This window comes from Neobacillus sp. C211 (genome assembly GCF_051842875.1).
Classification (GTDB): Bacteria; Bacillota; Bacilli; order Bacillales; family Cytobacillaceae; genus Neobacillus.
This window is the reverse complement of sequence record NZ_JBPXRO010000024.1, coordinates 1-21,166: the sequence shown is the minus strand read 5'-3', so window position 1 is coordinate 21,166 and position 21,166 is coordinate 1. Positions and strand designations below refer to the sequence as shown.

20 protein-coding genes are annotated in these 21,166 nt (G+C 38.0%); 2 read left to right on the top strand and 18 right to left on the bottom strand.

The window, feature by feature from the left end:
* Positions 1 to 65: 65 nt before the first annotated feature.
* The 14 genes from spoVE to ACSU6B_RS20195 all read right to left on the bottom strand — a co-directional run bounded on the left by spoVE (position 66) and on the right by ACSU6B_RS20195 (position 16,584).
* Entirely contained in the window at positions 66 to 1,166 is a 1,101-nt protein-coding gene (gene spoVE, locus ACSU6B_RS20260) for a stage V sporulation protein E (RefSeq protein ID WP_215000245.1), read from the bottom strand.
* Positions 1,167 to 1,225: 59 nt separating this feature from the next.
* Complete coding sequence (gene murD / locus ACSU6B_RS20255; protein ID WP_410888097.1) at positions 1,226 to 2,578, bottom strand: UDP-N-acetylmuramoyl-L-alanine--D-glutamate ligase; 1,353 nt, start codon at positions 2,576 to 2,578, stop codon at positions 1,226 to 1,228.
* A gap of 1 nt (position 2,579) precedes the next feature.
* A complete protein-coding gene (mraY, locus tag ACSU6B_RS20250; RefSeq protein ID WP_168242711.1) occupies positions 2,580 to 3,554 on the bottom strand; it encodes a phospho-N-acetylmuramoyl-pentapeptide-transferase in 975 nt (324 codons plus the stop codon).
* A 1-nt stretch (position 3,555) separates the two neighbouring features.
* Positions 3,556 to 3,999 carry a hypothetical protein gene (locus tag ACSU6B_RS20245; protein WP_410888095.1) on the bottom strand — a complete coding sequence of 148 codons (444 nt, stop codon included), beginning with the start codon at positions 3,997 to 3,999 and terminating at the stop codon, positions 3,556 to 3,558.
* Between the two features lie 2 nt (positions 4,000 to 4,001).
* Entirely contained in the window at positions 4,002 to 5,462 is a 1,461-nt protein-coding gene (locus ACSU6B_RS20240; protein ID WP_410888093.1) for a UDP-N-acetylmuramoyl-L-alanyl-D-glutamate--2,6-diaminopimelate ligase, read from the bottom strand.
* Positions 5,463 to 5,651: 189 nt separating this feature from the next.
* Positions 5,652 to 7,571, bottom strand: a complete 1,920-nt coding sequence (locus ACSU6B_RS20235) for a stage V sporulation protein D (RefSeq protein ID WP_215000237.1) — start codon at positions 7,569 to 7,571, stop codon at positions 5,652 to 5,654.
* A gap of 118 nt (positions 7,572 to 7,689) precedes the next feature.
* A complete protein-coding gene (locus tag ACSU6B_RS20230) occupies positions 7,690 to 9,930 on the bottom strand; it encodes a penicillin-binding protein (protein WP_410888091.1) in 2,241 nt (746 codons plus the stop codon).
* Between the two features lies 1 nt (position 9,931).
* The gene (gene ftsL, locus ACSU6B_RS20225) at positions 9,932 to 10,285 is read right to left on the bottom strand and encodes a cell division protein FtsL (RefSeq protein ID WP_410888089.1); all 354 of its coding nucleotides are present in this window, start codon (positions 10,283 to 10,285) and stop codon (positions 9,932 to 9,934) included.
* Between the two features lie 59 nt (positions 10,286 to 10,344).
* Positions 10,345 to 11,277: a 16S rRNA (cytosine(1402)-N(4))-methyltransferase RsmH gene (gene rsmH / locus ACSU6B_RS20220; RefSeq protein ID WP_214715958.1), complete on the bottom strand. Its 933-nt coding sequence runs from the start codon at positions 11,275 to 11,277 to the stop codon at positions 10,345 to 10,347.
* A 63-nt stretch (positions 11,278 to 11,340) separates the two neighbouring features.
* Positions 11,341 to 11,772 carry a division/cell wall cluster transcriptional repressor MraZ gene (gene mraZ / locus ACSU6B_RS20215; RefSeq protein ID WP_066252575.1) on the bottom strand — a complete coding sequence of 144 codons (432 nt, stop codon included), beginning with the start codon at positions 11,770 to 11,772 and terminating at the stop codon, positions 11,341 to 11,343.
* Positions 11,773 to 11,926: 154 nt separating this feature from the next.
* Positions 11,927 to 13,561 carry a bacillithiol biosynthesis cysteine-adding enzyme BshC gene (gene bshC, locus ACSU6B_RS20210; RefSeq protein WP_410888087.1) on the bottom strand — a complete coding sequence of 545 codons (1,635 nt, stop codon included), beginning with the start codon at positions 13,559 to 13,561 and terminating at the stop codon, positions 11,927 to 11,929.
* 87 nt (positions 13,562 to 13,648) lie between these two features.
* The gene (locus tag ACSU6B_RS20205) at positions 13,649 to 14,044 is read right to left on the bottom strand and encodes a DUF3397 domain-containing protein (protein WP_215000229.1); all 396 of its coding nucleotides are present in this window, start codon (positions 14,042 to 14,044) and stop codon (positions 13,649 to 13,651) included.
* A complete protein-coding gene (locus ACSU6B_RS20200) occupies positions 14,041 to 14,943 on the bottom strand; it encodes a 2-dehydropantoate 2-reductase (protein WP_410888085.1) in 903 nt (300 codons plus the stop codon). The genes ACSU6B_RS20205 and ACSU6B_RS20200 overlap by 4 nt, the downstream gene beginning before the upstream one ends.
* A gap of 117 nt (positions 14,944 to 15,060) precedes the next feature.
* A complete protein-coding gene (locus tag ACSU6B_RS20195; RefSeq protein WP_410888083.1) occupies positions 15,061 to 16,584 on the bottom strand; it encodes an acyl-CoA carboxylase subunit beta in 1,524 nt (507 codons plus the stop codon).
* Positions 16,585 to 16,822: 238 nt separating this feature from the next.
* Here ACSU6B_RS20195 and ACSU6B_RS20190 point away from each other — a divergent pair, with 238 nt between their 5' ends.
* Positions 16,823 to 17,299 carry an N-acetyltransferase gene (locus tag ACSU6B_RS20190; protein ID WP_410888081.1) on the top strand — a complete coding sequence of 159 codons (477 nt, stop codon included), beginning with the start codon at positions 16,823 to 16,825 and terminating at the stop codon, positions 17,297 to 17,299.
* A 35-nt stretch (positions 17,300 to 17,334) separates the two neighbouring features.
* Here ACSU6B_RS20190 and ACSU6B_RS20185 read toward each other — a convergent pair whose 3' ends face one another.
* The 4 genes from ACSU6B_RS20185 to ACSU6B_RS20170 all read right to left on the bottom strand — a co-directional run bounded on the left by ACSU6B_RS20185 (position 17,335) and on the right by ACSU6B_RS20170 (position 19,695).
* Positions 17,335 to 17,964, bottom strand: a complete 630-nt coding sequence (locus tag ACSU6B_RS20185) for an RsfA family transcriptional regulator (RefSeq protein ID WP_410888079.1) — start codon at positions 17,962 to 17,964, stop codon at positions 17,335 to 17,337.
* 82 nt (positions 17,965 to 18,046) lie between these two features.
* The gene (locus tag ACSU6B_RS20180; RefSeq protein ID WP_410888077.1) at positions 18,047 to 18,808 is read right to left on the bottom strand and encodes an enoyl-CoA hydratase/isomerase family protein; all 762 of its coding nucleotides are present in this window, start codon (positions 18,806 to 18,808) and stop codon (positions 18,047 to 18,049) included.
* A gap of 102 nt (positions 18,809 to 18,910) precedes the next feature.
* The gene (rpmF, locus tag ACSU6B_RS20175; protein WP_026566356.1) at positions 18,911 to 19,084 is read right to left on the bottom strand and encodes a 50S ribosomal protein L32; all 174 of its coding nucleotides are present in this window, start codon (positions 19,082 to 19,084) and stop codon (positions 18,911 to 18,913) included.
* An 83-nt stretch (positions 19,085 to 19,167) separates the two neighbouring features.
* On the bottom strand, positions 19,168 to 19,695 hold the full coding sequence (locus ACSU6B_RS20170) for a YceD family protein (protein WP_410888075.1): 528 nt from the start codon (positions 19,693 to 19,695) through the stop codon (positions 19,168 to 19,170).
* A 234-nt stretch (positions 19,696 to 19,929) separates the two neighbouring features.
* Between ACSU6B_RS20170 and ACSU6B_RS20165 the strand changes: the two genes are divergently transcribed.
* Positions 19,930 to 21,150 carry a nucleotidyltransferase gene (locus ACSU6B_RS20165; protein WP_410888073.1) on the top strand — a complete coding sequence of 407 codons (1,221 nt, stop codon included), beginning with the start codon at positions 19,930 to 19,932 and terminating at the stop codon, positions 21,148 to 21,150.
* The last annotated feature ends 16 nt before the right edge of the window (positions 21,151 to 21,166 follow it).

The following is a 21,166-nucleotide window of genomic DNA, read 5'->3' as shown; positions in this document are numbered from 1 at the left end:
TGTAACCTTATGAATTAGATTTCGCTAAAAATAAAAAGAACCCTGCTGCTAAACAGGGGTAAGGTTCAAAAGCGAGAATACCTGCTAATATTAAGGAGAACACCGATCGCCATTAACATCAGGGTCAAACTAGAGCCTCCATAGCTCAAAAATGGCAAGGTAATGCCCGTAACAGGCATTAGCCCTGTGACAACTCCAATATTAATCATTACCTGAATAGCCACCATGGCGATGATCCCTACGGCTAAAAAGCTGCCATATAAATCCGGTGCACCTAGGGCGATTCGAATACCTCTCCACAACAACAGTGCAAATAATAATAATATAAATGAACCACCGATAAAACCTAATTCTTCAGATAGTATCGCAAAGATAAAGTCGGTCTGTGGTTCTGGTAAGTAAAAAAACTTCTGTCGGCTTTCGCCAAGTCCAAGTCCAAACAATCCGCCGGGACCTATCGCGTAAAGCGATTGAATAATTTGAAATCCACTCACCAGCGGGTCCGACCAAGGATCCAAAAAAGAGGTGATCCGTTTAATCCGATATGGAGCGGAGGCAATTAAGCCGACAAACCCGGCTAGTCCCAAGAGTCCTAAAAAGGCAAAATGACTAACGCGTGCCCCAGCAATAAAAATCATGACGACACAAGTTCCCATCATAACTGTTCCCGTACCTAAATCAGGTTGGAGCATGATTATTGAAAAGGCTAAAAAGGCAAGCCCTAATGATGGAACAAGACCTTTCTTGAATGAAGTTATGAGCTTTTGCCGTTCGGACAGATATTTTGCCAAAAAGGCAATCATCGCCAGTTTCATAAATTCTGAAGGTTGAACTGAAAAAGCGCCTACACCAATCCAACTTCGAGATCCATTTCTTTCATTACCAATTCCCGGAATTAAAACAAGAATAAGTAGGACAAAACAAATAATGATAAAGGTTTTCGACCAGGTCCTCCACGTCCAATAGTTGATGTTCATAATAAAAAACATAGCAGCGACTCCTACCCCTGCAAAAAGAGTTTGTCTTTTCGCAAAGAAAAAGGAATCATTAAATTTATATTCAGCCCAGATAGCACTTGCGCTGTAAACCATGATAAGCCCTATTGCCAGAAGCGTGAATGTTACGATCATTAAAATAAAATCGGGAGTTGTTTTTTTTGTCGGCACCACAATACACCTCAACTGCTAGTTTTAGGGCTTTGCAGAACCACGCAAGGTACAAGCCCTTACTTAAGCTTATGCACCGCTTCGATAAAAATGTCTCCCCTTACCTCAAAAGTTTTATATTGATCCCAGCTCGCACAAGCAGGAGATAACAATATTACGTCACCTGATTCGGAGTATCGATAAGCTTCAGGCACTGCCTTGTCAACATTATCGACACGGATGATTGTTTTTATTCCAGCCAATGTCCCGACCCGTTCCATCTTAGGAGCGGTTTGCCCAAATGTAATCATTGCTTTTACATTTTTTAAATAAGGCAGGAGCTCATCAAACTCGTTACCGCGATCCAAACCGCCTGCGAGCAGAATAACAGGTGCTTCAAACGCAGCTAAAGCATTAATGGATGCCAGAATATTCGTCGCTTTAGAATCATTATAGAATTTTCTACCGTTCACTTCTGTAACGAATTGCAGGCGGTGCCTGACACCAGTAAATGTACGCAGAACCCTTTGAATCGCGCTATTTTCTACGCCTGAAAGCTTTGCCGCAGCCATTGCAGATAAAATATTTTCAAGATTGTGGTTGCCCGGCAGAGCTATTTTCTCAATTTCCATCACTTTTTCACTATTAAATATAATCCAGCCATCGGAAATATAAGCACCTTCCGACAGTTTCTTCTTTGTAGAAAAAGGAATGATGCTGGCCTTAGAGTGACGAGCAACTTCTAGAGTCTCTTCTTGATCCGCATTGACAATGAGATATTCAAGTTCTGTTTGATTTTTTGTGATGTTTGCCTTTGCCGCAATATATTCTTTTTTTGCCCCATGATAATCCAAATGGGCATCATATAAGTTTGTAAGAATGGCAATTTTAGGATTAAAATTGACAATCCCCATTAATTGAAACGAAGATAATTCAATGACAATCGTATTGTCTGCTGTTGCTTCCTCCGCAACACCTGATGCCACTGTACCAATATTCCCTGCAATTAGCGGGTTCTTTTCATCCTCTTTCAACATTTCATAGACTAAAGTTGTTGTTGTTGTTTTCCCGTTTGTTCCTGTAATAGCAATAAATGGGGCTTCCGATACCTCATATGCAAGCTCTACCTCGGTGATAACCGGAATTCCTTTTTCAATCGCTCCAGCAATCATTGGGTTGTTATAAGGAATACCCGGATTCTTGACAATCAGCTCGAATCCTTCATCTAGAAGTTCAATAGGATGTTCACCACATATCACTTTAATCCCTTGTTCTAATAGCCCTTGTGCCTCAGGATTTTCCGAGAATGGCTTTTTATCATTAACCGTCACAAATGCTCCAAGCTTATGTAATAGAGCGGCTGCTGTTACCCCGCTTTTCGCCAAACCAAGGACAAGAATTTTTTTATGACTGAAAGTTTTAATCTGTTTCAATTTATAACCACACCTCTATATAGATTCCTAGTATCGCAAGGATTAATCCAACACTCCAAAAAGTGACGACAACACGCCATTCCGACCAACCTACTAATTCATAATGGTGATGCAATGGGCTCATACGGAAAATCCGTTTACCGGTTGTTTTAAAGGAGATAACCTGTAAAATAACGGATAATGTTTCAATGACAAATACTCCTCCGATAATGATAAGCAAAATTTCAAGTTTGGTAAGAATTGCGATAGTGGCAATTGCACCTCCAAGGGCAAGTGAACCGGTATCTCCCATGAAAACCTTGGCTGGATGGGCGTTAAACACCAAGAACCCTAACACAGCTCCTACAACCGCCACAGAAAATATCGCAATTTCCATCTGTGATTGATTCCAAGCAAGTACTGCTAGTGCACCAAAAGCAATTGCTGCGGTACCTGACACCAGGCCATCAAGTCCATCGGTTAAGTTGACCGCATTTGAAAAGCCAACTAACCAGAATATGATGAAAAAGATGAAAAACCAGCCTAAATCAAATGTTGTATCAGTAAATGGGATACTAATTTCGGTAGAGAAACCTTGTTGTTTATAGATAAGATAAAAGATAATTGAAATAATGATTTGACCTGCTAGCTTTTGTTTAGATGTTAATCCTAAATTTCGTTTTAAGGCGACTTTGATAAAATCGTCTAAAAAACCAAGCAATCCAAAACCGAGCGTTACAAGAAGCAGCAAATATGTTTTAACAGTCGGTTCAGAAAATTTGCCTGTCATCACAAGTGTCGTAATAACGATCGAAAACAAGATCATCACACCGCCCATGGTTGGTGTGCCAGATTTTTTCTGGTGGGATTTTGGCCCTTCTTCACGAATGCTTTGTCCAAATTTCAACCTTCTTAAGAAGGGAATAAATACAGGAGAAAGCAATACTGATATAAGAAAGCCCATAATTATTGTGAAAAAAATAACTTGTTCAAGCATTTTATTCCCTCCTTTCAGGTTTATTTTTATTAATTACTTCGTTTAATAACACAGATATATCATATGTTTCGTTATTTTTATTAAGAAGTTTTTTATTTGAAAATTTAAAGTTAGTTATCGCCATAATTTTGTCTGTTTCTCCATTTAATTTTTCAATATATCTATTTAAAATTGTTACAATTGCATCAGCAGGATCGTTTGTAAAAAATACTGGAAAATGGTTCGGAGTATACCTTGGAAGATCGTATTCTTGATTCCAAATAGCTGCGATTGCTCCATTTGCAATCGCTTCTGACAGTTCACCATTCATTCCGTTATATGACACAAATAATCCTTTTGGCTGCGGTTCTTTTGCTTGGTCGCTAACCGAAGCAAACAAAAAATCGTCTTGGATTCTACGGCTAGAATCAAATAGACCTCCCAAGTCTTTCAAAGCTAAATACATAGCTATCTCCCCTCAATCGCTTCCCGTGCTACCAACCTGTCATCAAAATCGTGAACGACATTGCCAATAATTTGATATGTTTCATGGCCCTTACCGGCTATTAAGATCACATCTCCTATTGTTGCCTGTTGTATTGCTGTATGAATCGCTTCTTTACGGTCAGGTATGATCTTATATTTTTCACCCTCAACCCCCGCTTCCATTTCCTTCAATATTGCTAATGGGTCTTCACTTCTAGGGTTATCTGAAGTGAGGATAGGATCTGTGGCCAATTGACAGGCTATCTGAGCCATCAATGGCCGTTTCGTACGATCACGATCCCCACCGCAGCCTACGATGACGAAGATTCTTTTTTTTGCAAAATGCTGAACCGTCTTTAATACATTTTCAAGGCTGTCAGGTGTATGGGCATAGTCAACAATAACCGTGAAATCTTGTCCTGCATTTACAAGTTCAAACCTTCCTGATACACCCTCTACACTTTCAATGGATTTGATAATTTCATTAATTTCGACTCCGGACACAAGTGAGGCAGCAATACTTGCTAAAACATTATAAACACTGAATCTCCCAATTAATTGCATTTGGATCGGAAATTTTTCCGTTTCGACAAAGAGATTGAAATGAGTACCAGCGGAAGTCATTTGGATGTTTTTCGCTTGAATATCTGCCTTGTTGTCGATTCCATATGTAATTACATGTGCGGCAGTTGACCTGCTATACATATCCGAGGCAGGGTCGTCTGCATTTAAAACAGCAAATTTTGGTTTATGATGATCAAATGTATTACCGAGCTGGGCAAATAATAAACTCTTCGCACGCTTATATTCATCCATTGTCTTATGATAATCCAGGTGGTCCTGCGTTAGATTTGTAAACACAGCCACATCATAATCGCAGCCATGGACCCTGCCAAGGTCTAAGGCATGCGAAGAAACCTCCATTACGGCCGTATTTACACCTGCTTCAACCATTTGCTGAAAGGTTTTTTGAAGTGTCAAGCTTTCAGGTGTGGTGTTTTTGGTTTCAATCGTCTTGTCAGCAATTTTAGTGTACATCGTGCCAATCAAACCGGTCTTTTGACCAGCATCTACCATTATTTTTTCAATTAAATGACTGGTGGTTGTTTTTCCGTTTGTTCCTGTGATCCCAATTAAATGCAGCTTTTTAGTTGGCTGCCCATAAAGAGTATCAGCTAACACAGCCATTGCTCTTGTTGTATCTTTTACAAGAATAACAGGCACACCAAGTGATAACGGACGTTCCGCAAGTATGGCTGCTGCGCCGTTTTTTACAGCTGATTCTGCAAAATCATGACCATCAACTGTATAACCTTTAATACAAATAAATAAGCTCCCTTGTTGCACCTTCCGATTATCGTTTTCGATCGATGTAATTTCCAGATCTTCACCTTTAAAAGGAACTAAAAGATGCAAATTCTTAAGCAGCTTTTGTAGCTTCATTTCTCTCAAATCCTCTCATGACCGTACATACATATTACCAGTATTTACCTCAAGATTCTTCTTAACGAAAGTTCCATCTTATTTTACATTAAAATATTTTATTTTGCTATTTAGTTATATAAGCTTAAAGAAAAAATTAGGCGGCGGAAAACATTCCGACCGCCCTAACAATAAGAAATCCAACTCGAGTTATTCTTCTTTACCAAAATAAAGCCTAATTTTTGACCCTTCCTTCACTTTGGTTCCGGCTACAGGAGATTGCCTAATAACCTCATCTCCCTCCCCGCTGGCATCTACCTTTAAGTTAATAAGCTGATCCATTAACTCCATTTTTGTTAAACCGGTAAAATCAGGAAGTTTTATTAAAGGAGTATCTGGCCATTTTAGTTCTTTTTCAATTTGATCCTTTCTCGGCTCAACCCCCATTGCTTTCATACTATCCTTCATAATATTACCTACAATTGGAGCGGTAATGGTTCCCCCAAATGCCGTAACTCCTTTTGGGTTATCAACAGCAACATAAACGACAATCTGTGGGTCATCAGCAGGGGCAAAGCCCATAAAAGAAACAATAAAGTTATTTTCTAAGTATCTGCCGTTTTGTGCTTTTTGCGCAGTCCCTGTTTTTCCACCCACACGATAGCCATCAACAAATGCCCTGCCACCTGTCCCTTGGGCCACTACACTTTCAAGTGCATGGCGGATTTCCTTTGAAGTCTTCTCGGAAATTACTCTTCTTTTTTCAACTGGAGAATTCCTCATTACAATCTCTTTGGTTACAGGATCAATTAACTCTTTCGCAATGAACGGCTTGTATAATATTCCGCCATTGACCGCTGCTGACACTGCGGTTACCTGCTGGATCGGTGTTACAGATACTCCTTGTCCAAAAGCAGTTGTGGCCTGTTCAACAGGACCTACTCGGTTCAAATTAAATAAAATCCCTGTTCCTTCACCTTGTAAATCAATTCCAGTTTTCTGCCCAAATCCAAAATCCTTAACATATTTAAAAAGCTTTTCTTTTCCTAGTCGTTCACCTAATTCAACAAATCCAGGGTTACACGAGTTTTCAACAACCTCTAAAAATGTTTGATCACCATGCCCGCCCCGTTTCCAGCATTTTAACCTTGCACCTGCTACTTGAACCGACCCAGAATCATGGAAATGTTCCTTTTCCAAGTTAACTTTTCCTTCATTCAATGCTGCAGCAAGGGTAATAATTTTAAAAGTTGAACCAGGTTCATAGGTTGACCAAACTGGCAGGTTCCGATTATAGACCTCTTGGGGTACATTCCGGAAATTAGCAGGATCAAAAGTTGGTCTGCTGGACATCGCTAGAATTTCACCACTATTTGGGTTCATAGCAATGGCGATAATACCATCTGGATTGTATTTTGCCTCAGCAATATCTAGTTCTCTTTCGACAATGGTTTGTATCTTTGAATCGATTGTCAGCTTCAAATCGAGACCGTTGATCGGCTGCTCATAATCATCTGCCATATCGTTCATTCTTTCACCTTTAGCATTCGCATAGAACTTAACTGAGCCCCGTTCACCACTTAGCTCTTTATCATAATATTGTTCTAGTCCCATCAACCCCTGGTTGTCCACTCCTGCAAACCCAAGTACATGTGAGAGATAACTCCCCATGGGATAATGACGCTTGGAGTCTTCCCCAATATAGACCCCTTCAAGACCCAGGGATCTGATTTCCTTAGCCTTTTCATGAGAAATTTTTCTGCCTTCCTTTATACGAACAATTCTCTCCTTTAAGGTGATATCCCGGTATGCCTTTTCTTTTGACATATTTAAAACGGAGGCCAGCTTTTCCGCGGTTGTTGCCGGGTCCTTTATTTGTCTTGGGACTACCCAAACAGTGGGGGTACTTATATTCGTTGCCAACGGCACCCCATTACGGTCTACAATTTCTCCTCGTTCAGGTTCGAAAGGGATATTACGGCTCCAAGAGTCTTTTGCTCCTGCAGTCAACCAATCACCCAAAACAAATTGAACATATCCAAGCCGCACATCAATAATTAAGAAGGTTAGAATACCAACGAATAGAGCTATCATTAATCGTTTACGGACAGTTACATTTGAAACTCGCATATTTTGAACGACCCTCCTTTTTCTATCGTTCATTTATATGCTTGTACTTTTTTTATTAGAACGCCGACTAACGTTAATAAATAAGAGAAAATCCCGCTCTAGTAAGCGGGATTAACGTTTAATCTTGGACTATGTCTTCAATGGTTTCTTCTGATTGGTCTTGACCATTTGAATTAGCCTGATTTTCATGAGTCCACTGTTCTTCAGGCGTTTTTAAATCAACTATTAAGAAATCACCGTTTCGCATAATCGTTTTTTGTTTGATATTTTGATGAGTTACATAGCCTTGTCCCTTTGAATTCAGTTTTAAGCCAGCAATATTGGCTACTTTCATTACATCTCTAAGTGACCAGCCTGTCATATCTGGGGCCAGTTTATCTCCATTTGTTTGGATGATTACCTTTTCCCCCTCTAAAACAGTCGTACCTGACTCTGGTAGTTGTCTGACAACTTTTGTTCCGTTGCCTATTACAACGGTTTCAATGTCTTTTGCCTTTAGTTCTTTTTCTGTTGCCTCGACCGACTTCCCAATAAAATCTGATAGTTTATTTAATTGTGCTTTTTGACTCTTAGAAGGTTGGATATTTAAATATTGCAAGCTGTTTTTCATGACAGGATTAAAAATAGCCGAGACAGGAAGGGCACCTAAGCCGGTTCCATCAAGATCAGGCTGCTGAACAGCAACATATACAATCAACTTGGGATCATCCTTAGGGGCCATGCCTAGAAACGAAAACATATAGTTATCCGCCCCTTGTAAATATCTTCCGTTCGGTCCTGGGATATTAGCTGTCCCCGTTTTACCAGCGACACTGTAGCCATCAATTTTGTAACGGCCACCCGTTCCTTTAGGTGAAGTAACAACGGTTTCAAGGATATCACGAACCTGTTTGGCAGTCTCTTTTGATATAGGAGTTGAAACGACCTCAGGAGTCGTTGATTTAATCGTTTCTCCTGTGTCATGATTGACAATTTTTTTGACAACATGCGGCTTTATCATTTTCCCGTCATTAGCTATCGCTGTTGCCGCTTGAATTTGTTGAATCGGTGTAATTGCCGTTCCCTGCCCGTATGCAGTAGTAATTTTTTCAATCGGATAAGTAAACTGAATCTTTCCTGAGGTTTCATCAGGAAGATCAATGCCCGTAGGTTTATCAAAACCAAATTTTGTTAAATATTCTCTAAACTTTTCAAAACCCAACTTCTCCTTCGCAATCTTCGCAAATGCAACGTTTGATGAACGTTGAACACCCTCAAGATAGGTGATGGTCCCCCAGCCGGAGTAATTATGGTCATGAATTGCTTTATCCTTTTTGGTAACTTGATAGGAACCAGATTGATAGGTTTCATTCGGATTAAAAACCTTTTCTTGCACCGCTGCTGCAAGTGTAAATATTTTCATTGTCGATCCAGGTTCAAATGAGGTTTCAATAGCCTCATTATGCCAGCCTTTATCAATTCCTTCTTTTGTTATTGGATGGAAGGATGGCCGTTGCCCCATCGCTAATATTTCTCCTGTTTTCGGATCGGCTACAATCGCAATAATTTTTTGAGGTTTATATTCCTTATCTACCTTGTTCATAGCATCTTCTAAAAAGGTTTGAATTTTTTGGTCTATGGTCAAATAGACATCATTCCCATTTTGAGCAGGAGTAATTTTTTCCTTCTTGTCCGGAAGTATATAGCCCCACAAATCACTCTCAAAATTTAATTTGCCATTTTTTCCTGTTAATTCATCATTTAGAATTTTCTCGATTCCCATTTTCCCAATTGATTTAATCGTTTTATCCTTTTGCTCAATCCGGTCTGCATACCCAACTAAATGTGAAGCAAAAACTCCGTTTGGGTAAAAGCGTTTCGAATCCCGAATAAATGTAATTCCTGGAAGCTTAAGTTCTTCAATCTTTCTCTTTGTTTGGTGAGTAATATCTCTGCCCGCCTTGCCAAACTCAACCTGGAATTTCTTATTTTCTTTCCCTTTGGATAATATACTATAAATTTCTGATTGATCCATTTCCAAGTACTTTGCTAATTCTTTTGCTGTTTTGTCTAAATTTTTTACGTGTTGTGGCTTTTTGGGATTTGTCGTCATCTTCTTATCTAAAATAGCAATCAAGGTATATGCATTGGTATCTTCTGCAATTACCTCACCATTCCGATCAAAGATATCGCCCCTTAAGGCCGCCAAATTCCCTTCCCTGCTATATTTCTCTTGAGCTTTCGCAGCAAGAGGCTGCCCGTCTACTTCTCCAGAGATTTGAATCGAAAAATACCTGAAGAGTAATACAAAAAAGAGCAAGCCAAATATTCCAAATAAAATGGCTGCTCCTGCATTCATATATGGTTGTTTCTTGTTCATTTTAATGCACTACCTTGACATTATTTTCATTTTTAATAAGGCCCATTTCCTTAGCCTTTTGATAAATTCGGTCATATGCACTTAATTCGCTTACCTGAACCTGTAAATCACTATTTACCTTCTGTTGTTCGGACACCTTTGCTTCAATAACCTGGATGTCCTTATTTACCTCGTAAATTTTAGATTGGTTCGAAATAATGTGAATCGACCCAAAACATACAAATCCAGCAAAGGCTAATCCAATTATTTTTTCTCCTGGTGTAAGCCAGGATTTTTTGATAATTACTTGACCTTTTTTTTGGACTTTCTGCTCTGTTTGTTGCTGCTCTAAATACTTCCTGGCAAGATTACTCAAACGCTTCCCCTCCAGATTTTATTCATTTTCTACCACCACTGCCTAGGTCATGATATTTTTTATAATTTTTCTGCAATACGGAGCTTTGCAGATCGGGCACGATTGTTTTGTTCTAATTCTTCTTCAGATGGAAGAATTGGTTTCCGTGAGATTAGCTTTAAGATCGGTTTATACTCATCTGGAATGATTGGTAAACCTGGAGGTAAATTAGGGGTTTCACTTGCTTTCTTAAGGGCTGCCTTGCAAATCCTGTCCTCTAGAGAATGAAAGGTAATAACACTTATTCTTCCCTCTGGGTTTAATAAGTCAATTGCTTGATTTATCGATTTTTCAAACACAGCTAATTCATCATTTACAGCAATTCTTACTGCTTGAAAAACTCGCTTTGCAGGATGTCCACCTTTTCTTCTAGCAGGTGCTGGAATAGCATCCTTAATCAATTCAACTAATTCTGCCGTTGTTTCAATTGGTTTTGCAAGTCTTGCCGCTTCAATTTTACGTGCTATTTGTTTAGAGAATTTTTCTTCGCCATAGCGAAAAAAGATGCGAACTAAGTCTTCATATGCCCAATGATTAATCACATCATAGGCAGAAACATCAGCATCATTATCCATCCTCATATCGAGTGGTGCATCATGATGATAGCTAAAACCTCTTTCTGGTGTATCCAATTGTGGTGAGGATACCCCAAGATCGTATAGGACCCCGTCAACTTTAGCAATTCCTCGATCATTAAGCTCTTCTTTTAAATATAAGAAATTGCTTTTTATTATCTCTAATCGGTCTCCATATTGTGCCAACTTCTCTTTAGCATGTGCAATAGCTGTTTCATCCTGGTCAAATGCAAATAGTTTACCTCGGGCTCCGAGTTTCGAAAGAATCAAGGAACTGTGTCCCGCCCCACCCAAAGTACAATCAACATAAATACCATCTGACTTAATATTTAATCCATCAACAGCTTCCTTTAACAACACAGTTGTATGTTCAAACATGTAGTAACCACCTTTTCCAATCGAACGATATATAACAGAAAATATATTAACATAATTTATCCATTATATATCAAAGCCAATCATATTTTCTGCAATTTCCGCAAAAGATTCTTCAGACTGTGAAAAATAGTCTTCCCAAATCTGTTTGCTCCAAATTTCAATTCGATTGGAAACACCCAAAATTACACATTCTTTTTCTAGCTTTGCATATTGCAATAGTGGTGCTGGGATATTAATTCTTCCTTGCTTATCAAGTTCACTCTCTGTTGCTCCAGAAAAGAAGAAGCGAGTAAAAGCACGGGCATCTTTTTTTGTCAGAGGTAAGCCTTTTAACTTTTCTTCAATAAGCTCCCACTCTGATATGGGGTAACCAAATAAACATTGATCCAATCCACGTGTGATAATGAACATTTCACCAAGCTCATCACGGAATTTGGAGGGCACAATCATGCGGCCTTTATTATCAATGCTGTGATGGTATTCACCCATGAACATACCCATGACCCCCACTTTCTATTAAAAATGTACCACATTCCCCCACTTTCCACCACCTATTTTTAACTATTCTCGTTATTTCTTAATAATCCTGTTTCATTATGTTATTTTTTTACAAAAAAAAGAAAAACTCCACAATGTAAGTGAAGTTTTTCTATATTTTCATGACCTTGTGCCTTCCATCAAATTCGAATCTTCCTGTCATTAAGTCATTAATAAAATTCAATCCATATTGATTTAGATAATAAAATACATTCCAAACCCTCTCTTGCGGAAAACCATCAGGTCTTAAAGCTAGATCGACACGCGCATATTTTTTGATCATATTATCGTGCTTTAATCTTACTGCTTCATCAAGTTTCTTTTCCAAGAAATCGATTTCTTTTAATAAGTAACCTTCGTTTTTCTTAAATAATGGTAGGAGGCCGCGGTCTAACTGAGCTGTTTTTGCTTCAATTTGTCTATATTGCTTTACTAATTGGTCTTTAGTAATTGAAAATAGTGACTCTACTTCTTTGTCTTTTATTGCTTCTAGAAATTGGTGTCTGCCTTTGTCCGTTCCAATGCTCAAAACTTCTGCTAAATTTAGATGCAATTCTGCAACATCTGTTTCCACCGATCGATCAAGGATGGTAATATTCAAACGGGGAACGATCGGCGGCATCTTCATATCAAAATGCTCAAAAACTAGTTTGAGTTCTGCCCAGTATGATATTTCACCTGGCCCCGCAATGAAAGCAACAGTTGGAAAAAGCCATTCCTGCATTAACGGACGCGTCACCACATTATTGCTTAAATTTGCCGGATTCTCCTCGGCTAGCACCACTAATTGTTCTCTCGTAAATGCCAAGGTCCCATTTTTCCCCACAAACCGATCATTTCCTCGATCGTACTCAAGTAGAATCCGTTCACTCATTTTCTGATCATAGTAGAATAGGTTGGCATTTTCTTCACTTGCATCAATCGTAATCGGAAAACCCTTTATTCCAATTTCCCTTTGTTGTTCCAATAATTTGTTTGTTATCTCTTCATGGTGAAGAATTTGACTTTTTAAAAATTCTTTCTGCAGCAACCGAAACTCTTTGTTACCTGAATCAACAATTAATAACCCATAATCCTTGAACAATTCCATAATAATATTTGCGAAGAAATCGACAAAGGTGGTTGATATGGATATTTGTTCTTTTGCAAATTCTAATAGTGAATTCGTATGCTCTGTCTCACCGAAATTCTCAATTAGATTATTAACCCATGATAGACAGCTTTCCTTGTTTAACTGAATATCGGAGACCATTTTCTTATTAACTACTCTCTCCGGATAGGTCCATTTATCTACCTTTCGATTAACTGGCACAAACACATGATTAACTTCTTGGAAATCATGATCTTCGCCAGCAATCCAAAATACTGGAACGACTGGTACTCCAAGCTGCTCTTCCTTTTGCTCTGCTAATTTAATAATTGAAATGACTTTATGTATTGAATAAAGCGGCCCTGTAAGGATCCCTGCCTGCTGACCACCAATAACTACGAGGCTATTATTTGTTTTAAGTTTATCAATTGACTTGATAACAGCTTCAGACGATGGAAACTGCTTCATAAAGCTCTCAATGTGTTCAGCAACCTCTACGCGAGGAAATGACCGGTTACTTAATTCTGAAACCCTTTTGGCATCATCGGTTAATTCATTATACCTGTAATGAAAAAAAGGCTCGATTTCAGTAGACTGTTCCAAATAATTCGAAGCAAACCGATTTGTTGCTGGTAAAGAGAGATTTAAAATCTCCATTCATGTACTTCCTTTCTGATTACCCAAATTCATTCTTTTTAGAGTATACCACTACCAACCGGATTTGAAAAAAACTTTGGCTTGAAATCAGTTGGAAAAGGTAAATATTAATGCACGATGGATTAATCCATATAGCGTTAAGGTGATGTATGCAAGGAGAAAAAGGATAAAATTAAAACGCCAAAAACCCTTCATCACTTTTTTCAAAACAATTTCTTCTTTTACCTTCCAATGAACAAATACAAAAATCATCGCAATTAAAATCATTATTAGTATTATTAACCAAAAAAGTGATTTACCCCAAATAGTAGCAATTAAAAAATGAACGGAAATAATAAATAAAATCGTTGTATAATCAAGTGACATGTGGACAGATTTTCGAGTATTTTTTGTCACCAGTTTTGTTATAAAAAAAACGATGAATAATCCTAAAAATGGTAAAGTGAATAAAATAGATATTATGGAGGATAGAAAAGTAATCAAGAGTTCGCCTCCTTTACCACTTCTTTCCCTTTTATTAAATAATAAAGGTTCTCAACCTGAGGTGCGGTCATTTCCTTAAATTGTGCTTCTTCTAAAATATACCCTAGGATTGCATCTATTTCTGTCATTTTGTTCGCTTCAATATCCCTAAGCATGGAGGAGTGGTTTTCGGAGGTTTTTTTACAAATATCAATAATTTGTAGTTGATGTACTTCAGCATTTTTCAAATTTAATACCGTAGAAATTTCGGAAAATAAATTTTTTAATACATGAAAATAGTATTGATTATTTATTAATTCGCCATTTTTAACCTGAAGAATAGCCGTTAATGGATTAATGACTGCGTTGACAATTAATTTATTTTGCAGCATTTGAAAGTAATCCTCTTTGAGAACAAGTGGAAATTCGATTGGTGCTGAAAAAACAAATTCACTCAAAAGTGTAGTATCTCCCTTGAAAACAGCCACATTAGTTATACCTTCACCATTATGGGATACAGTATATGAATTTTCTTTAAGGGCTCCGTGCTCCACTGATCCCACATAAATATTAGTAAACGGGATTGTTTCAAGCTGCTTTAAATGCCCCATGCCATTCTGTAAAAATAATAGATTGTTAGGAATTACCGGTAATTGATTTATTTTCTCAATAATTGGATAAAGATGATACTGTTTGACCGCGATAATTGTTATATCCTCTACTCCCTCCCACTCTGTAATTGGCAGGGCCTGTACAAAGGATATCGTTTGTTCTCCTTTTTTCTTTAGTACGATTCCATTTTTATTTATCTCAGATGTTTGCTCTGTTGATCTGCAGTATATCGTAACCTCAAACACCCTACTAATATAAGCGGCAAATAATAAGCCAATTGATCCAGCACCTATAATTCCAACCCTCATGGTAACCCCTCTTTTTAGTCATCTTTACCCATATTTTATCAGATGCAGTCGATAGTTTGTTAGAAAGATTAGAAAAAATAAACCCTATCCGACAACCGCCAAATAGGGTCTATAAAATTATACGGGGTAAACAGGATGCTTACGGACACTGAAATTTAATTCTTTCGTTTCATAGTAAGCAAAGCGTTGAATAAGTATATTTCGTAATTCAGACGGAGCGACGATTTCATCGATTATAAGCTCTGAAGCAAGCTTGTAAATGTCGATATGCTCTTTGTATTCTTTCTGTTTTTCTTGGACAAAAGCAATTTTTTCTTTCGGGTCGGTTATTTCATTAATTTTGTTTGAATAGACCGCATTGACAGCGGCTTCAGGACCCATAACGGCAATTTGTGCGGTCGGCAACGCGATGCAGCAATCAGGTTCAAAAGCGGGACCTGCCATCGCATATAGTCCAGCACCGTAAGCTTTTCTAACAATTACCGATATTTTCGGAACAGTTGCTGAGCTCATTGCAGCAATTAATTTTGCCCCATGACGGATAATTCCTGCACGTTCAACCTTTGTTCCGATCATGAAACCAGGTACATCTGCCAAAAATAATAGCGGAATATGAAAAGCATCGCAAAGCTGAATAAATTTTGCAGCTTTATCAGCGGAATCAACAAACAAAACGCCGCCTTTTACTTTTGGCTGATTAGCAATAATTCCAATAGCTCTTCCATCGATTCTAGCTAATCCCGTTATCAATTCTGGGGCAAATAATTTTTTAATTTCATAAAAGCTATCTTGGTCCACAAGTCTATCAATACATTCATACATATCAAACGGTGCGTTTTGGTTTTCCGGAATGATCGCTTCTAGTTCACGGCCTTGTTTCGCTGCTGCGCCTTCAGTCATCTTTGGTTTTTCTATAAAACTGCTTGGAAAGAAACTAATATACTTTTTTGCTGATTCAATCGCATCTTCCTCACTATAAGTGAGAACATCTCCACAGCCGCTGACAGAACAATGCATCCTGGCACCGCCCATTTCCTCAAGCGTTACCTTTTCGCCGATTACCTTTTCTGCCATACGTGGTGATCCCAAATACATCGAAGCATTTTGATCAACCATAATAACAATATCGCAAAATGCAGGGATATAAGCCCCACCAGCAGCGGACGGGCCAAACAGAATACATACTTGGGGAATCATCCCGGAAAGCTTCACTTGATTATAAAAAATTTTTCCCGCACCTCGTCGATTTGGAAACATTTCTAATTGATCTGTTATTCTTGCTCCTGCTGAATCAACCAGATAAAATAACGGAACTTTTAATTTCTCCGCTACTTCTTGAATACGGATTATTTTTTCAACCGTTCTTGCTCCCCATGACCCTGCTTTGATTGTTGAATCATTTGCCATGACACAGACAATCTGACCTTTAATTTTACCAATCGCTGTTACGACACCATCTGCAGGAAGGTCACCAGCCTTAAAATTGGCAAATTTACCATCTTCTTCGTATTTTCCTTCATCAAGCAATAATTGAAGACGCTCACGAACAAAGAGCTTTTTTTGTTGTTTAGCCTTCTCATGATATTTTGGTTGTCCGCCGGATTCAATTATTTTACGGTTCTCGTACAATTGATTATTCAATAATTCTCCTCCTCAAAAAACGTCCGTTAATATGTTTCTTCATCATTTTCTAAATTTCCTGCAATCTTTGAAAACGCTATCTGAACTTATTTGAAGAATTTTTTGAGTTTTTGTTATATAATAAAGGTGATTCATTTGTTCCTGAATAACATAATGCAAAATTAATTTCATATCATGTTATTCAGGAACAAATGAATATATACAAGATTATGATGTTTTCATATTTAGGAGGTCGACTATGGCAATTAAAGTGGAAAGACTAAAAGTAAACTTTAAGACACTAGAAGAGTTTAAAAAGTTTAAAGAATATGGGATTCAAGAATTGTCTATGCTTGAAGATCTTGAAGCAAATATGGTTGATAACAATAGCGACTCACCATTCTATGGAATTTATTTCGGGGACAAACTAGTAGCACGAATGAGTTTATATCAAATTGATGCAAAATTTGACCGCTACTTCTATCCGCCGCAAAATTACTTAGAACTATGGAAGCTCGAGGTATTGCCTGATTATCAAAGTAATGGGTATGGCAAAGTGCTTGTAGAATTTGCGAAGAACTTTGGTCTCCCGATTAAAACGAACCCTAGAGTTCAATCAAGGAGTTTCTGGGAAAAAATGGACTTTGCCAATGTAGAATATGATATGGAGCGTGACCGTGGAGAAAATCCATTGGTTTGGTATCCTAAAGGCGTCGAACCACAACATCATAATTAAAAAAAATGAAAAAGCGGACATTAGGTCCGCTTTTTCTACTTTTCTACTCTTTCAAGGTTACCGTTTTTATCCATTTGAAATTTTACCTTTTGTTGTCGGTCCTCATCTTGAAGGACGACCATTTTTCGAGCTCTTTCCATAATTTCAATTAATGATCGATAATCCTCTTCGATTGCTTTTAAATTTTTGGATAATCTTTCATTTTCTGCAGCTAAATAGAATGCCTTCTTTTCCAACTCTTTGATTTTTTCAAAAGACCTCTTCCTGTCTGCTTCAAAATCGGATGAAACTTGCGCTTTTTGATGGAGACCCTCTAAAAATTGAATAACAGCCGAAAACGTAATTGTGCTGCTTGGCACATTTCCTTTTGGTGAAGGAACGCTTTCTACTTTAACCGCTTCCTGAATAGTCTCTACTTCATTCGAGACTGGCTGCTTTTTCAACTCTTTACGCTGCTTTTTGGCAAGCTCTATCCCTGATTTATATTGTTTTCTTACAAATGAATTCCAGCGAAACCCACAGGCTGCAGATGTACGCGTAAGCTGCTTCCCTACTTCCTCAAACGCTTGCAACTGTGTCCCGCCTTCACGGATGTGCCGTAACACAACTTCAGCAAGCAACAAGTCTTCGTCTTGGGACCATGCATCTTGTCGAGTTGGTGACATTAAATCATCCCTCCTAGTGTTTTTATAATACATATGCATCTACTAGAAAAGATAGACTTAATCAAAAGCGGTGTTTTAATCTTTATTCATTGTTTTTACCTATAAAAGTTTTTACATATTGATGATGGGCATCACTTTCCCACAATAAGGAACAATTTCTTACCTCTTCCTCTATTCTTTCACGGAGTTTAGTTTCCTCCCACTTTCTAACCCAAAGCATTTTATAGGATTTCAGCACACTTCGATCATTTGTTAACATTTTCTCAAGGTATTCTTCACAAGCCTTAAGAGAGTTACCCCTATATAAAGCATCTATAAAACCAATTTCGTTTAAATATGACGCTGTTTGCAGTTCAGCTTCCATTAAAAGCTTCATAGCAGCTGAGACTGGGAACTTTTCTGTTAAAATTGAACCTCCACCCCAGCCTGTTGTTATCGCTTGCTTGCCTTGTACAAACCCTGCCGTTATACCTTCTCGCGCAATACGAAAGTCGCAAGCTGCTGCAAGTTCGCACCCGCCGCCAATCACTGTTCCATTTATGAGAGCCATGGTCGGAACCGCTAATGTTAGCAGCGAATAAAGAATATTAGCCATTTTAGAAAGCATTGGGTACGCTTCTTCCTTTGTGTGAAGCTTATGAAAAACAGATAAATCTCCTCCCGAACAAAAAGCCCGATCGTCTTTTCCAGTAATCACAAGTGCCTTTATATCTGGTTCAGAGGCTCTTTTTATCGCCTCAGCTAAGCCTTCCATCACGTCAAAATTAATAGCATTTCTTTTTTCACTTCTATTAATCGTAAATAATAAATAACCCTTTTCCTGTTTTTCAATCGAATAAGACAATCTATCTCAACCTTTCATTACTTATTTAGAGTATGTATTTTTCTTAAAACGACAAAAGCACAAGGGCTCTAACACCCTTGTGCTTTCTATCTTACCTTAAAATTAGTCGTTCACTACGTCTTTTCCTTTGTATGTTCCGCAAGCTTTACATACGCGGTGTGAAAGTTTCATTTCACCACAGTTTGGGCAGCTTACCATACCAGGTACGTTTAATTTAAAATGAGTACGACGTTTTCTTTTTGCAGTTTTAGAAGTCCTTCTAAAAGGTACAGCCATTCTTCCCACCTCCTTAAAGAGTATTAAGAAAGTAATGAAGGCCAGGAATTCTGGTTCTTCACTTTGCTTCTTAGATTTGTCGATTATGATTCGGAAGAAGAATTGTTTTCGTCAAAAAACTTTGCGAGACCAGCAAGTCTCGGATCCATTTTTTTAGATTGATCTTCCTGATGAACAACTTCCCAATCCTTGCCAGACTGTGGAGCAGCATCTTCATGATTAACATCGTCACAAAAAACTTGCATTGGAACTTCAAGTAAAAGAATTTCTCGAAGGATTGGCATTACATCAATCACATCACTATTTACTTGATATGCTTCCTCCTCAGTTTCATAAACTGAACCTTGCAAGAGGAACGTTTCAGTCGTTTCGACATTAATTGGAAGTTTTACATCCACTAAAGTACGAGAACAAGGAAGTATTAAGTAACCTTCGATTTTTAAATGGAATGTCACTTTTGTTGAATCGATATCTCCCCGACCAGTAATATGCATCGGAGAAACTTCTCGGATGGTTGGATCATCTTGTTTGATCTCATCCACACGAACCATCTCATCAATCATAAAATCCTTGTTTCGATATTTTTGTAATTGACTTAATGTCCATTTCAATTGAATCACCCCAAGGCAACAAAGGTAATTATAGCCTTCGATAAATTTTTTGTCAATGTTTTTTCTTTACACCCCGTCAGGTGATAAAAAGCAATCGCTCATAAAGGTTTCCTTTACTAGTTTAACCAGTTAAGCTATTTGCAAACATCTTTAATATCTTATCATATAATTTGATTGGTTTCCTTACATTATTGATATAATGTTAGTAGTTTTAAAAAAAAAGGGAGAAAATAAATGAAATCTGTAGGATTAATAGTGGAATACAACCCTTTTCATAATGGACATGCCTTTCATTTACAAGCATCAAAGGAGGCTGCAGAGGCAGATGTTGTCATTGCAGTAATGAGCGGAAACTTTTTACAGCGCGGGGAACCGGCACTTGTTTCCAAATGGCAGCGCACCAAGATGGCATTGCTTAATGGAGTAGATATAGTCTTTGAGCTTCCCTATCGCTTCGCTACTCAAAAAGCGGAAACGTTCGCAAACGGTTCTGTGTCAATTTTAGATGCAGTCGGCTGCGACTCTCTATGTTTTGGCAGTGAAAGTGGGGATTTATCCTCGTTCATTCAAACTATCGATTACTTAAAAGATCAGCAAAACTCATTTAATGAAAACATCAAATGGCACTTAGATACTGGTGTCAGCTATCCTAAAGCCCTTTCCTTAGCTTTTAAACAATTGCCTAATGCAAATAATTATTTAGATTTAGCAAAACCAAATAATATTCTTGGACTTGAATACATAAAAGCAATCCAACGACAAAAGAGCTCAGTCAGTCCGATGACAATCCCTCGAAAAAACGCTGACTATCACGATGAACATTTTGCTTCTGCAACAATTGCCAGTGCGACGAGTATTCGTAAAGCCATTTTTACAGATAACGCAAGCCAAACAGAAATTAATCAATATGTACCAGAGCAAACAAAACTTTTATTAAAAGAGTATGTACAACAATTTCAGGGATTTCACCAATGGGAAAATTATTGGAGCTACCTTCAATTTCGCTTGATTCATTCTAGTCCCAGTGAACTCAGGGAAATTTATGAGATGGAGGAGGGACTTGAGAACCGACTTCAAGCAGCAGCTCTTGTAACCGATAACTTCCATAAATTTATGCAGCAAATTAAAACAAAAAGATATACATGGACAAGGCTGCAAAGGTTATGTGTTCATATTTTAACAAACACAAAAAAGGAGGAAATGACGAGAGACTCGGAAAAAGCCTCTTATCTAAGACTATTAGGAATGACCAGTATAGGCAGGGAATACTTAAATAAGAAGAAGTCTCACCTTAGTCTCCCCCTTATTTCAAAACTAGCCTCATTTAAAGAAAAAGAAATAAATCTTGATATTAAGGCAGCTCGAATTTATTCTCTAGGGATTCCTAGTCATTTAAAAAACAAAATGCTTCGGCAGGAATTTGAGCAACCGCCAATTTATATACAGGAAAAATAAAAATGATGATGCAGAT